The sequence below is a fragment of the Streptomyces sp. SID12501 genome (assembly GCF_010550245.1).
Taxonomy (GTDB): domain Bacteria; phylum Actinomycetota; class Actinomycetes; order Streptomycetales; family Streptomycetaceae; genus Streptomyces.
Window position 1 is genome coordinate 151,681 of the sequence record NZ_JAAGLU010000002.1, and the last position, 12,897, is coordinate 164,577.

The window sequence follows — 12,897 nt, forward strand, 5'->3', positions numbered from 1 at the left end:
GTTGGGGTGGTCGGGGGTGGTCGGGGAGGCGTTTGCTTCCGAGATCAACGATCCCGGGAACGCCTCTCCGCCACGAGGGAGCGCTCTCCCGAACCCGGGGTGTAGCCCGCTACACCTTTCCGGCGCTCCGCTGCCATGCGCGTACGAGGGCGTACGGGCGCGTACGAGGGCGTTCTAGAGGGTCGGCGCTGCCCGCCAGCCCGACTCGGAGCCTCGGCTACCGCTTCAGTGATCGGTATCGCCTGAGCAGTGCGGTGATCCGGTCCTGGTCGGCCGGCCCGTTGAGCTCGGTGAGCAGGTCGTCGGGGCACAGCTCGTACAGGTCGCCCCACCAGCGGCGCCCTCGGTTGTCCCAGATCCGGTAACCGCCGGGGACGCCCCGGGCGACGTAACGCCTCCTGCTCACTGTGTCTCCCTCCCCTCGCAACTGGCCTCGCCACCAGGGCTCGTCGGGGTGATCCACCCGAAAGATCTTGGCCCGGTCCAGGATGGTGTGGTCCAACGCCCGCACGAGTGTGCGCAGTTCGCGTGCGCTCTTCCTGGGCAGTACGTGGATCACCTCTTCGAGGTGATCGCGGAAGTACCCCGGGTCGCACCCGCATTCGGGGATACCGCAGGCCTGCGCCGAGAACGGCTCCGCCAACTGGCGCAGCGGCCCGTACGCCAGAAGCCCCCACTGGGAGAAGGCCTCCGCCGTCGACTCCGGCCAGCGGCGGCTCAGTTCGAACCGGCGGATGTCGGCCGTGCAGGAACCGGAGAGCCGGTTGATCGAGGCGCGCCGCCGCCGGTTCTGCCTCCGGTCGGGAATCTCGCCCCGCAGGGCGGAGGGGCGCCTACGCGGCACTGCCCCTTCGGTTGTCGGTCATGGGAGGGAACGTACAGGTCGAGGTGGTGGGGCACCACGGAATAACAGGCGGGCAGATCAACGGCCTTGTGGACCTGGGACCCGCAGGCTCGTCTCAGGTCAGGAGTCCGTGGAGGGCCATGGCAAGGTTGACGACCGCCGACAGGATGAAGAAGCCGCCGACTCCGATCCCGATGCATCCGATGGCACGATTCCAGCGACTGGGAGGCGGGGGCTGGATCAGCGTGCCGCCGATCCTGACCGCCTTGTCCGTGAAGATGAAGCTGCGGCCCGTGCGGCGCTGCCTCCGGCCCAGCCAGATGACCAAGACCGCGGCCGCCGCTGTGAAGGCCGCCAACTGGAAATGCTCACCTGGCGTGTTCGCACCGGAGTGCGTCATGGCTATGGTCGCGATCAAGAACTTGTCTCCTCAATGGCCTGAGCTGAGTTCACGGCGTTCACGAGTCTGTTCATCGGGTGCATCGAGGGCTCTCAGCCGGTGGGCTTGTCTTGTTCGGGGGCGCCAGTGGGCGGCTGTTCGGCGACGAACGAGCCCTTGCCGCGCACGGTGACGATGAGTCCTCGCTCGCGGAGTTCCTGCGCGGCACGCCGTGCTGTGAGCCTTGCGACCCCGTACGCGTCGGCGAGGTGGTGCTCCGAGGGGATCGGCCTGTCGGGTACGAGCTCGCCGGACGCGATCTTCTCGGCGATGACGTCGGCCAGTTGGACATAGAGCGGCCTCGCGCTCATCGGGTCCAGGGGTGACTGCTGCTCCTCTGCATCGCTCATATGTCCAACGTAGGCGTGCTTGGATCTACCCGAACGAGTGGATCCCTCTGTACTTGTATGCAGAGGGCTGTAGGGCAATGTAGGTTCGAAGACATGTAAGACCCCGGCGAGGTGGCTAGACCTCCCGGGGCGTGGCCAACGCCCAACCAAGGAGCGTCGACATGCTGAACCCTATCCGCCGTATCGTCTGCCGGCTGAGCCTCCTGCTCGCCCCGGGTACGGGCATCCGCCGGTCAGGTGCCCGGTACGCACCCCCGGTCCGACCCGTCACCCCCGTATGCGCCTCCCTCCCCGCGCACCGTTCCCCGTACGGCCTTCACGTGCCCCTCGACGGCGCGGCGAGCCGGCTTGTCCGTCCGTATCTTCCGGTGGAGGTGGCCGCGTGACGGAGCCGGTGGCCGCGCCGCGTCTGCTGCCCTGGCCGTCGCCCGAGGGCAAGCCGTGTTATCTCGTGCCGGATCCCGAGGGCGGGTATCTCTCCCGGCTGGCCGATGAGACGGAGGCCGTGCAGCTGGACATGGGTGCCGATGTCCTCGGCCGTGCCCGGAAGGTGCTGCACGACCCGATGTCGCCGCACGCCGAGGTGCGGTACGCAGGGGTCAGGCTCGCCGAGTGTCTGAGTGATGTGCTGCGGGTCGCCGAGTCGCGGGGTATGCGGCTGCCGATGTCCGACCGGGGCGACGGCCAAGGCGACGACATGGACGACGACACCGAGGGGGACGAGCCGTGAGTCGCGGTCGGCAGTCGCTGATCGGCCGTCAGGCCGAGGTGTGGGACGCGCGGGAACGCGTCTCTCCCGTGGAAACGTCCGAAACGTGCGGGGTTTAGACTCTCCCCGCAATGGCCCGAAACTCAGCTGGTCAAGAGTGGGCGGAAATGGTCAAACCCGAAGGGTATTCGGCGTTTTGATACGGATAGATTCAGTCACCAAGCGATACCCGGACGGCACGGTGGCCGTCGACCGGCTGTCCCTGGACATACCGGATCGTTCGATCACCGTCCTCGTCGGCCCCTCGGGCTGTGGCAAGACGACCACCCTGCGGATGATCAACCGGATGGTCGAGCCCAGCGAGGGCACGATCCTCATTGACGGTGTCGACAGCCGTCAGCAGTCCGTCAACACCTTGCGCCGGGGGATGGGTTACGTCATCCAGAACGCCGGACTTTTCCAGCACCGGACGATCGTCGACAACATCGCCACCGTGCCCCGGATGCTCGGCTGGAGCAAGGACAAGGCACGCGCGAGGGCGCGGGAACTGATGGAACGGGTGGGGCTCGACGCCTCGTTCGCCAAGCGGTACCCCTACCAGCTCTCCGGTGGCCAGCAGCAGCGCGTCGGTGTGGCACGTGCTCTGGCCGCCGATCCGCCGGTGCTGCTGATGGACGAGCCGTTCTCCGCCGTCGACCCTGTCGTCCGTAAGGTGCTTCAGGACGAACTCCTGCGTATCCAGGCGGAGTTGGGCAAGACCATCGTCTTCGTCACGCATGACATCGACGAGGCCGTCAAGCTCGGCACGATGGTCGCCGTGCTGCGCACCGGCGGCAAGCTCGCCCAGTTCGCGCCGCCCGCCGAGCTGTTGTCCGACCCCGCCGACGCGTTCGTCGAGGACTTCCTCGGCGCCGACCGGGGCATCCGGCGCCTGTCGTTCTTCTCCTCCGGCGGACTTGAACTGCTCACCGCCCCGATCGTCGCGATCGACGCCACCGCCGAACAGATCGCCGCACGTGGTGCGACCGAGGCCCCCTACCTTCTCGTCACCGGGCTGGACGGCCGTCCGCTCGGCTGGAGCGAGTCCGGCGAGCTGACGGCCGGACAGGTCGACGCCGGCCAACTGCTGCCGTACGGACGGCCGTTCGTCGCGGGGCGGGACTCGCTGCGCGCCGCGCTCGACTGTGCCGTCCTGTCGCCCACCGGCTGGGCGGTCGCCGTGGACGCCGAGGGCCGGGCCGCCGGAGTCGTCTCGCAGGCGGCCATCGGTGACGCCATCCGCGGCGCCCACGCGGCCGGCCCTGAGGGGCAGCGGACCACTGAGGTCAGAGGGGTCAGCGGGAAGAGCGGGCAGAAGGTCGTCAGGTGAACTGGAACCGCTTCTTCGACATCCCCAGCGACCTCCAGCACGACTGGCTCGGCCTCATCGGGCTCCATCTGCGCGAGGCCCTGCTGCCGGTGCTGGGCGGGCTGCTGCTGGCGCTCCCGCTGGCCCAACTGTGCGTGCGGCTGCGCTGGTTGTACCCGCCGGTGCTGTGGGTGACGACCGTGCTCTACGCCATCCCGTCCCTGGCCTTCTTCGTCGTCCTCATCGACTACACGGGACAGACCGAGCTGACGGTGATGATCCCGCTCACCGTCTACAGCCTGGTCGTGCTCGTCCCGGCGATCGTCGACGGCGTCCGGTCGGTCCCGCAGGAGACCCTCGCCGCCGCGACCGCCATGGGCTTCGGGCCCGTACGCCGGTACGTCCAGGTCCAGTTGCCCATCGCGGTGCCCGCCATCATCGCCGGTCTGCGGGTCGCCACCGTGTCCAGCATCAGCCTCGTCAGCGTCGGCATGCTGATCGGCAACCAGGGCGCCCTCGGTAACCTGCTCCACGACGCGCAGATCTACAACCGGCCCGAACTCGCCTGGAACTCCGTGATCACCAGCGCCGCCCTGGCGGTGCTCGCGGACGCCGCGCTGGTCGTCGTACGCGTCCTGCTCACCCCCTGGATGCCGAGCGCCGCGCGCGGCGCTCGGTCCAGGCCCGCCGGGGTCCGGCCCGAGCCGGCCGTGCCCGCCCTGGAGGACGCAGCCCGGTGAACGTCATCAACTACATCCACGCCTTCTTCGGCGACAGCGCCCACTGGAACGGGTACGACGGCATCCCCACCCGGCTGTGGGAACACGTCCAGTACTCCCTTGAGGCGCTCGCCATCGCCGCCGCGATCGGGCTGCCGATCGGCCTGATCACCGGTCACTACGGGCGGGGCGGCAACGTCCTCTCCCTGGTGGCCACCGCCGGCCGCGCCCTGCCCACCTTCGGCCTGCTGGTGGTGGCGACCCTCGCGCTCGGGTTCGGCATGCTGCCCGTGATGATCCCGCTGGTCGTCCTCGCCGTACCGCCGATCCTGGTCACCACCTACGAGGCGATGCGCTCTGTGGATCCGCCCCCCGTGGACGCCGCGCGGGGCATGGGAATGCGCGAGTCCGGCATCCTGCTGCGCGTCGAACTGCCCGTCGCACTCCCGCTGATCCTCGGCGGGCTGCGCTCGGCGGCCATCCAGATCGTCTCCACGGCCACCATCGCCGCGTACGTCAGCCTCGGCGGCCTCGGCCGCTACATCGTCGACGGTCTCTACCAGCACGACTACGAGAAGGTGGTGGGCGGCGCCACCCTGGTCGCCGGCATGGCACTCGCGACGCTCGCGGTGTTCTGGGCGGCGACGAAGGTGACGGTCTCGCCGGGCGTGCGACGGAGCAACTAGCCCCGGGCACAGTTGACTTCGGGGCGTGACCGGTTCCCGGTCCCGCCCTGTGCGTCAGCCGCCGGAGCGAGCCAGGGCCTGTTCCAGCACGACCAGCAGAGCGTCGCGCACCGAGCCGCGCTCGCGGGCGTCGAAGACGAGCAGCGGCACGCCTTCGGACACGTCGAGGGCCCAGCGGACCTCGTCCAGCGTGTGCGCGGTCTGGCCGTCGAAGGCGTTCACGGCGACGGCGAACGGGATCTGCTTGTGCTCGAAGTAGTCGACGGCGGCGTAGCAGTCGTCCAGACGGCGGGTGTCCACGATGACCAGCCCGCCGACCGCGCCCTCCACGAGGTCGTCCCACATGAACCCGAACCGTTCCTGTCCGGGCGTGCCGAACAGATACAGCTTCAGTGTCGGGTCGATGGTGATGCAGCCGAAGTCCATCGCGACCGTGGTGGTGGTCTTGGTCGGGGTGTGGCTGAGGTCGTCGACGCCCGCCGCTACCTCGGTGATGGCCGCCTCGGTGGTCAGCGGCTCGATCTCGGAGATCGAGCCGACGGCGGTGGTCTTGCCCACGCCGAAGCCACCCGCGATCACCAGTTTCACCGGCAACGGCGGCCGTACGGCGGCCTGTCCGGCCGAGGTGCGGACCAGCGGTTCAGTCGGTGTCACGGAGGACCCTCCGGGAGTCGGGGATGGCCCGCAGGCCATCGATAACCCTGCGCAGTACGGACGAGTCGTGGGTGACGCCGGAGTCGGGCACGTGCACCGACAGTTGTCCCGCCGTCCGGAGGTCCTCGGCGAGGACCCGCACCACGTTCAGGTGCAGCCGCAGCCTGGCCGCGATCTCCGCGATGGACTGCGGTACGCGGCAGGCGGCGACGATGTCGTGCTGTTCGAAGGAGAGCCGGTGGAGCGCGTCGAGCCCGCCGGTGGTGGCCACCAGTTGGGTCTCCACGGGCATCGTCCGGCCGGACGACGCCTCCCCCGCGGCGCCCGCGACCCGGCCGGCGGTGACCAGGAAGGGCCGCACGGCGGGTGCCGGGCCGACGGGGGCGACGCCGTCCTCGCGCCCGCCGTGCGGTGTGCGGCCGTCCGCCATCGGTGTTCGCTCTCTCTACGTCTCTCTGCGGTATCTCAACGGTCTTTCAGCGTTCTCTCGACGGTCTCTTTACGCCTGTCCAGGCCTGTCTACGGCTGTCTACGGCTGTGTCCATGGCTTGCTGCGGTGGCGCACGCGCTCAGTCCCGCTCAGTGCAGACGTGTGGCGCCGACGGTGTTCTTCAGCTCCAGGACGAGTTGCGGACTGAGCGCGGTGCCCGCGCGGTTGGCGAACACCGTCATCTCGTAGGCGATGTTGCCCAACTTGGCCTCCTTGCCGGTGACCACGCCGAGCACGGCGCCGTTCCCGATCGCGGAGACCAGGACATGGCCGCCCTCCAGATCGATGATGACCTTGTTCAGGCCGCCCAGGCCGTAGTTGCCGGAGGCGCCCGCGGCCAGGCTGGTGATGCCCGAGACGATCGCGGCCAGCCGTTCGGAGTCGGCGTGCTCGCGCAGCGCCGACACGGCGATCAGCAGGCCGTCGGAGGACACCGCGATGGCGTCCACGACCCCTGCGGTCTCGGTGGCGAAACGGTTTAGCAGCCAGGTGAAGTCATCTGCGGCGGCCCGCAGATCGCTCGGCCTGGCGTCTCCGGCGGGAGTCTCACCTGTCGACGTGCTCACTGCTCGGCTCCTTCCGGAAGGTGGTTCTGGTGGATCTGGTGGTTCTGGTCATGCGTGGTGTCCCCGACGGTGATCTGGTCGGTGGACGGGTCGGACGACTCTGTCCGGTCGGGCGAAACGTGGGGACGGTGGTCATGGCGGCCGTCGTCGCGACGAGCGGCCCGGTCTTCGGTGGGGCGGGGGTGTTCGCCGGTGTCGCGGTGCGCGCGGGCCACGGCTGCCTCGAACTCCTCCAGCGAATCGCGCACGGCGTCCGCGTCGGCGGGGCGGGCGGCCTGCCGCGCGGCCTGCTGGGCGCCGGCGTCGACGGGTGTCCGCAGTGTCGCTCCGCGCACCCGCCGACGAAGCGGACGGGAGCCGTCGGGACCGACGGCGAACGGGTCGGCCGCGTGGCCGGCGGCGCCCTGCTCCGCCCCGCGGACAGAGTCACCGGGACCGCCTGCCGCACGGGCGGGACCGCTCTCGGGGCCGGCCGGGTAGGCGTACGGAGACGGCTCCGAGGTACGGGCGGTGGGCTGGGGCTCGGCCGGGTGGCCGTGCGGCGACTGCTCCGTCGTACGGGCGGTGGGCTGAGGCCCGGTCGGGTAGGCGTACGGCGACGGTTCCGTCGCAGCGGCGGGGGTCATGCGCTCCGTCGTACGGGAGTAGGCCCCGGGTCCGTCCTTCGCGCGGGTGTGGAGCGTCGGCTCGGCGGTGCGGGGCGCCGGGATTCCGGTTCCGTCGGGGTGAACGCCGGAGGCGGGCTCGGGCAGGCCGGCGCGGGGCGCGGAAGCCGACAGGGAGGCTGAACTCCCCGACTCGGCCGCGGCGTTGGCGGCCAGGGATCCGGACCGGGTCGGGAGACCGAGGGGCGCGGACCTCGTCGTACGGGAGGGGAGAACGGGTTCAGCCGAGTGGCCGGAGGAGCCGGAGGAGGCACCTGCCGTGGTTGTGGCGGTGTCGCGGGCCGGGTTCGTCGGGTCCTCGGCGGTGGATGCCGAGGGCAGCGGGGCCCCCGTCTCCTGTTCGGCGGGAGACGCGTCGCGGCGCGGGACCCGGCGGGGGAGGACGGTCGCGTCGTCCTCGTGCGTGGCCCAGGACGGGACCGTGGACGGGATCGAGGACGACGGGGAGGGGCCGGCCGCGGGGGCCGACGGAGAGGTGAGCGCGGAGGGCGGGGGAGGCACGTCGCGGGAGGCGAGCCGCCCCGTGGGCTCCAGCTCGCTCATCGTCAGGAGCAGCGTCGACGGGATCATCACCTCGGCCGTCACTCCGCCGCCCGGGGTACGGGACAGCGTGACGTCGACGTCCCAGCGGCGCGCCAGCGCACCGACCACGAACAGGCCGAGCACCTTCGTCGGGACGACGTCGAGGCGTTCGCGGCGCACCAGGCGGGAGTTCTCCTCGGCGAGACGCTCGGCGCTCATGCCCAGGCCGTGGTCCGCGACGGTGATCGACGCGCTTTCGTGGTCGGAGCCGACCACCACCTCGACGGGGCTGTCCTCGGGCGAGAACGACACGGCGTTCTCGAGGAGTTCGGCGATCATCAGGGTCAGGTCACCGATGATGTCGGGCTCGACCATCGCCTCGGTCGCGGCCCGCAGCCGTACCCGCTGGAAGCCCTCGATCTGGCCCAGCGCGGCACGTACGACGTTGGTGAGCGCGGTCGGCCCGGATCCGAGCACGGTCTCGCGGATGCCGGCCAGCAGCATCAGGCTGTCGGCGTTGCGGCGCAGGCGGACGGCGATGTGGTCGATGGAGTAGAGGCGTTCGAGCAGCGCGGGGTCGGTCTCGCCGCGCTCCACCGCGTCGATCAGCGCGAGTTGACGGGTCGTCAGGTTGCTGACGCGGCGGCCGACGTTGCCGAACATCTCGGCGACGTTGCGCCGACTGTGCACCTGGCGCTCCAGCAGCGCGGCGGCGGTGGTCTGCACGTTGTTGAACGCCCGGGCGAGTTCGCCGATCTCGTCGTCCGCGGTGACCGGCAGCCGGCGCAGCCGCGGGGAGCCGGACTCCTCGGCGTCGTCGTCGGCGACACGGGCGAGCTCGCGGCCCGCCACGTCGGCGACCTCCTGGGCGGCTCCGGTCAGCGCCAGCACCGGGCGGACCACGGAGCGGCGGACCAGGATGGAGAAGGCGATCCACAGGGCGAAGCAGAGCAGGGCCAGGTTCAGCAGCAGGCCCGCGCGCCACTGGGCGCTGGAGGCGGCGTCGTCGGCGCGGTCGGCGATCTGGTCGATGAGCGAGGTGGAGATGTCCAGCCGGGTCCCGGACTGCGCGCGGTAGTTGGGGTAGGAGATGATGGCCGTCCGCAGTGCCGCCTGGATCGCGCTCTTGGACTCGGCCTGCAACGCGCTGGGGTCCACGGCCAGTTCGGCGTACTGCCGGCTGATGGCGGCCTGCCAGGAGTTGTGCTCGATGCCGCCGAACTCGTCGGTCTGCGCCTCGTCGGCGAACCGGGCGAACCGCTCGGCCTGGTAGGTGAACAGCTCGTAGGAGCCGACCGCTCCGGTGAACTCGATGAGCGCGTTGCTGTCGCGGGTCCCCGCGGAGAAGACGCCGGTCTCGTAGGCGCCGTGGGCGGTGCCGGCGCGCAGCAGCGAGTCGAGGAGGTTACCGGTGAAGGTGGTCGCGAGGTCGGCGTTGCGGTCCAGGCCCAGGCCGTCGATGAGGCCGTCGGCCGCACCCGAGTACGCCGGGTCGATGTTGGTGGCGGGCAGATAGCCCTGCTCGATGGTGGCCCGCAGGGCGGACAGGGCCTGGACGTCCTTGAGGGCCTGCACCTCGGTGTCCGGCAGCCGGTCGCCGAAGGCGTCGACGACCGTCCGCACCTGGGCGTCCACGGCCGACTGCGCCTGCCGGTAGTACGCGGTGGAGGGGGTGCCGGCGTCGAACGCCGCTTCGTATCGCACCGAGAGCAGGAGCGCCTGCTGGTGTTCGGCCTGCAGTTCGGCGACCAGTCGGGCCACCTGGGCGCTGGCGCGCACCAGTTGGGCGGCGTCCTCCGCGCGGTTGGACTCCTGCACCAGGTCGACGATGAGGTACGTCAGCAGCAGCGCGATCACCGTCAGCGGGATACCGACGAGTACGTTCAGTTTGCGCTGGAAGGGCCATCGGTCGGCGAACCCCCGCAGGCCCCGGCGTGTGGACCTCTGTGCCGAGGACGCCGGGGATGCCGGCCGGGCGGACGCGTCCACCTCTTTCGTGGACACCGGGCCTCCTTCAAAAAAGGTTTTGCAGGCGTGCAAGGGGGGCGCATGCATGCCGACCTGCTGCACACATGTGTCCGACAACGAACCATACGGAAGCGTCCCCCGCACACCGCTGTGGCCCCCGCCGACTGCTGAGGCGGACGCCAACTCCGGCGAGACTATCCCGTCTTCGAACGGGCGAGCATGTGGCCCTAAGTCAAGAATCCATTACGAAGCGGCGTCCGGAGGCCACTCGGGGGCCTTCCGGGGAGTACACAGGTGATCTCCAGGTCCATGCGCAAGTGATCACGGATAGACGTCAATCGGTAACCCGGTTCCTCTTGACTGATCAAGAAGCGGCTGGATTGGATCAGACCAAAGCGTCTGAGCTCTCATCAACTCCCCCAGCCCGGAACGAGAACCGTGACTATCAACGCCCACAGCAGCAGGTCCCTCAGGAACCACCCGGGTGCGGCGGCAGTCGCCCTCGCGGCGGTGACATTCCTGCTGGCGGGATGCTCCTCCTCGTCCGACGACACCTCCGACCCGCTCGCCGGCGACAAGGCGGCCGGTGACACCGTGGTCGTCGGCTCCAACAACTTCGCCGAGAGCATCCTGATCGCCGACATCTACGGCGAGGCCCTGAAGGCCAAGGGCATCAAGGTGTCCTACAAGCCCAACATCGGCAGCCGCGAGACCACTTACGGCCTGCTCAAGAACGGTTCCATCACCGTCCTGCCGGAGTACAACGGCTCGCTGCTGGCCTACCTGGACGCGAAGGCCGCGCAGACCTCGCTCGCGACCGTGAACGCCGCCGCGAAGTCCAAGCTCGACTCCAAGCTCACGCTGCTGGAGTCGTCGCCGGCCGAGGACAAGGACTCCGTCACGGTCAACGCGGCGACCGCGAAGCAGTACAACCTCACCGCGACCTCCACGCTCGCCGACCTCAAGACCATCGCGCCGGACCTGGTCCTGGGCGGCTCGCCCGAGTTCCAGACCCGCCAGCAGGGCATGGTCGGGCTGGAGTCGGTGTACGGGCTGAAGTTCAAGTCCTTCAAGGCGCTCGACGCGGGCGGCCCGCTGACCCAGGCCGCGCTGAAGAAGAACACCGTGCAGGCCGCGGACATCTTCACCACGGACCCGACCATCACCAAGGAGAAGTTCGTCGTCCTCCTGGACCCGAAGAACCTCTTCGGATTCGCGAACGTGACCCCGCTGGTCTACAAGAGCGGGCTCTCCGAGGAGGGCATAGCCGCGCTCAACGCGGTCTCCGCCAAACTCGACACGAAGGCCCTGCTCGACATGGACTCCCAGGTGCAACTGGAGAGCAAGGACCCGCTGGACGTCGCCAAGGCCTGGCTGAAGTCGGCCGGCCTGAGCTGACGTTCCCGGTCGGGGACCACGGAATCACGAGAGCCGCACCCGTACTCACGGGTGCGGCTCTCGCCATGACAGAGAAACCTCGAAACAGTGTGTGTGCGTCTCAGTGGTGGTGAGACGACGTCAGGTAGTGCTGCCTGAGGAGCTCCCTTCCGTAGTCGTTGCCGTTCGGGGTACGGAGGATCGAGTGGACGTGCTTCTGTGTCGCGCCGCTCCCCGGCGTGGCGCCGTACGCGCCCGCCAGCGGGCCCGGGGCCTGGCAGTCGACCTCGACCCAGATGACGGGGCTGTGGACGCGGACGTAGAAGGCGGCGTCGTCGGCGGTGCCGCCGGCCCAGGTGACGTAGGTGTCGGAGAGGTGCTTGCTCACCTCGGACAGCGTCACCTTCGCCGCGTCGGCCTTCGCGCGGCCGACGAAGGCCCCCACGATGCCGAGCAGCTTCTTCTTCTGGGCGGCGTTGAGCGCGTTGCCGCGCAGGCCCGTGTACGCCTGGACCGTGTTGTCGGCGAACGCGCCCGCCTTCATCGACTCGTTCGACTTGGTCGTCGACTCGATGGCGACCGACTGCTGCGCCGCCGTGAGGGAGTTGATGAAGGCGAGGCTGGCCACGACCTCCTCGTGGCAGACCGTCACCGTCTCGCCGTCGATCTCCATTGACGTCGGTTCCGAGCCCCAGAAGCAGGGGCTCATGACGACCTGGCTGCCGAGGACGAAGTAGTTGATCACCAGGTGGTGGCCGTCGAACTGGAAGCCCCACGGCTCGGTGGCGGACGGGGTGCCCATCACCGTCCAGTAGTAGGCGTCCTCGTTGAAAGCGGTCGTGTTGTTGATCGCCTCGCCGGCCGCCTGGTTGATCCTGCGGATCTTCTCCGTGGTCTCCAGGCCGTCCGCGCTCAGGGCGGACTTCAACAGGGCGGTTCCCAGAGCCTTCTGATCATCCGTCAGGTCTGCAAGGGAGACGCCCTGACGCTCGTAGGCATCGACGTTGCTCCACAGCCGCCACTCCGTGGACTGCACGGTGAACTGCGTCGACGACTTCTGGGTGTCGGTCAGCCCGGCCAGGAAGGCGGTCGCGGCGGTGATGACCGGGGCGGTGGCGACCTTCGTCGAGTGGACCGTGAACAGGTCGTCGATCCGCTTGCCGTCGGTGGTCAGCCCGAAGAAGTCCTCGGTGATCGTCATGTTGCCGGGGCCGCCACCTGTACCGCCGCCCGGGCCGCCGCTCGGCGCCCCGCTGGGGGTCGGAGAGGCGGAGGCGTCGGCCGTCGCCGTGCCCGTCGTGTCGTCCGCGAGGGCGGTCCACGCGCCGGCCCCCATCGTCGCGACGGCCGTGGCACCGCTGGCGAAGAACACCTTGCGCATGAAGTTGCGCCGGTTCGCGAGTGCGTGACGTCCGCTCTCCGGCGCCGTGGACTCCCCGGTCTGCCCGGACTCCCCGGTCTCGTGCTCGGTCATCGCACTGGTTCCCTTCGTCGTGGCCGCGTCCCCGGTGACTGGTCGGCCGCACGTCGGCAACCCTGGTCCAGCCAACTGAGGCAGGG

The 12,897-nt window shown here is 69.7% G+C and carries 14 protein-coding genes; 6 read left to right on the forward strand and 8 right to left on the reverse strand.

Features of this window, described 5'->3' with window-relative positions; translation table 11 throughout:
* Window positions 1–217: 217 nt before the first annotated feature.
* The 3 genes from G3I71_RS02405 to G3I71_RS02415 all read right to left on the reverse strand — a co-directional run bounded on the left by G3I71_RS02405 (window position 218) and on the right by G3I71_RS02415 (window position 1,633).
* A complete protein-coding gene (locus tag G3I71_RS02405) occupies window positions 218–406 on the reverse strand; it encodes a hypothetical protein (protein WP_164312379.1) in 189 nt (62 codons plus the stop codon).
* Between the two features lie 553 nt (window positions 407–959).
* The gene (locus G3I71_RS02410; RefSeq protein WP_239148813.1) at window positions 960–1,262 is read right to left on the reverse strand and encodes a hypothetical protein; all 303 of its coding nucleotides are present in this window, start codon (window positions 1,260–1,262) and stop codon (window positions 960–962) included.
* A gap of 74 nt (window positions 1,263–1,336) precedes the next feature.
* Window positions 1,337–1,633: a GntR family transcriptional regulator gene (locus G3I71_RS02415; protein ID WP_239148815.1), complete on the reverse strand. Its 297-nt coding sequence runs from the start codon at window positions 1,631–1,633 to the stop codon at window positions 1,337–1,339.
* Between the two features lie 161 nt (window positions 1,634–1,794).
* Here G3I71_RS02415 and G3I71_RS02420 point away from each other — a divergent pair, with 161 nt between their 5' ends.
* The 5 genes from G3I71_RS02420 (at window position 1,795) to G3I71_RS02440 (ending at window position 5,095) form a co-directional block, all read left to right on the forward strand.
* Window positions 1,795–2,019, forward strand: a complete 225-nt coding sequence (locus G3I71_RS02420) for a hypothetical protein (RefSeq protein ID WP_164312195.1) — start codon at window positions 1,795–1,797, stop codon at window positions 2,017–2,019.
* Complete coding sequence (locus tag G3I71_RS02425; RefSeq protein WP_164312196.1) at window positions 2,016–2,363, forward strand: hypothetical protein; 348 nt, start codon at window positions 2,016–2,018, stop codon at window positions 2,361–2,363. The genes G3I71_RS02420 and G3I71_RS02425 overlap by 4 nt, the downstream gene beginning before the upstream one ends.
* 175 nt (window positions 2,364–2,538) lie before the next feature.
* Complete coding sequence (locus tag G3I71_RS02430) at window positions 2,539–3,711, forward strand: ABC transporter ATP-binding protein (protein WP_203729119.1); 1,173 nt, start codon at window positions 2,539–2,541, stop codon at window positions 3,709–3,711.
* A complete protein-coding gene (locus G3I71_RS02435; RefSeq protein WP_164312198.1) occupies window positions 3,708–4,430 on the forward strand; it encodes an ABC transporter permease subunit in 723 nt (240 codons plus the stop codon). Before G3I71_RS02430 ends, G3I71_RS02435 begins: the two co-directional genes overlap by 4 nt.
* On the forward strand, window positions 4,427–5,095 hold the full coding sequence (locus G3I71_RS02440; RefSeq protein WP_164312199.1) for an ABC transporter permease: 669 nt from the start codon (window positions 4,427–4,429) through the stop codon (window positions 5,093–5,095). Before G3I71_RS02435 ends, G3I71_RS02440 begins: the two co-directional genes overlap by 4 nt.
* Before the next feature lie 54 nt (window positions 5,096–5,149).
* Here G3I71_RS02440 and G3I71_RS02445 read toward each other — a convergent pair whose 3' ends face one another.
* From G3I71_RS02445 to G3I71_RS02460, 4 genes are all read right to left on the reverse strand, one after another.
* Window positions 5,150–5,749, reverse strand: a complete 600-nt coding sequence (locus tag G3I71_RS02445) for an ATP/GTP-binding protein (protein ID WP_164312200.1) — start codon at window positions 5,747–5,749, stop codon at window positions 5,150–5,152.
* Window positions 5,736–6,179, reverse strand: a complete 444-nt coding sequence (locus tag G3I71_RS02450; RefSeq protein WP_164312201.1) for a DUF742 domain-containing protein — start codon at window positions 6,177–6,179, stop codon at window positions 5,736–5,738. Before G3I71_RS02450 ends, G3I71_RS02445 begins: the two co-directional genes overlap by 14 nt.
* Before the next feature lie 149 nt (window positions 6,180–6,328).
* On the reverse strand, window positions 6,329–6,805 hold the full coding sequence (locus G3I71_RS02455) for a roadblock/LC7 domain-containing protein (RefSeq protein ID WP_164312202.1): 477 nt from the start codon (window positions 6,803–6,805) through the stop codon (window positions 6,329–6,331).
* A complete protein-coding gene (locus G3I71_RS02460) occupies window positions 6,802–9,996 on the reverse strand; it encodes an ATP-binding protein (RefSeq protein WP_164312203.1) in 3,195 nt (1,064 codons plus the stop codon). Before G3I71_RS02460 ends, G3I71_RS02455 begins: the two co-directional genes overlap by 4 nt.
* A 402-nt stretch (window positions 9,997–10,398) precedes the next feature.
* Between G3I71_RS02460 and G3I71_RS02465 the strand changes: the two genes are divergently transcribed.
* Window positions 10,399–11,358: an ABC transporter substrate-binding protein gene (locus G3I71_RS02465; protein WP_164312204.1), complete on the forward strand. Its 960-nt coding sequence runs from the start codon at window positions 10,399–10,401 to the stop codon at window positions 11,356–11,358.
* A gap of 100 nt (window positions 11,359–11,458) precedes the next feature.
* On the opposite strand, the gene G3I71_RS02470 is transcribed toward G3I71_RS02465, so the two are convergent.
* Window positions 11,459–12,811 (reverse strand): DUF3500 domain-containing protein, encoded by a 1,353-nt coding sequence (locus G3I71_RS02470; protein ID WP_164312205.1) that lies wholly within the window; start codon window positions 12,809–12,811, stop codon window positions 11,459–11,461.
* Window positions 12,812–12,897: the final 86 nt, after the last annotated feature.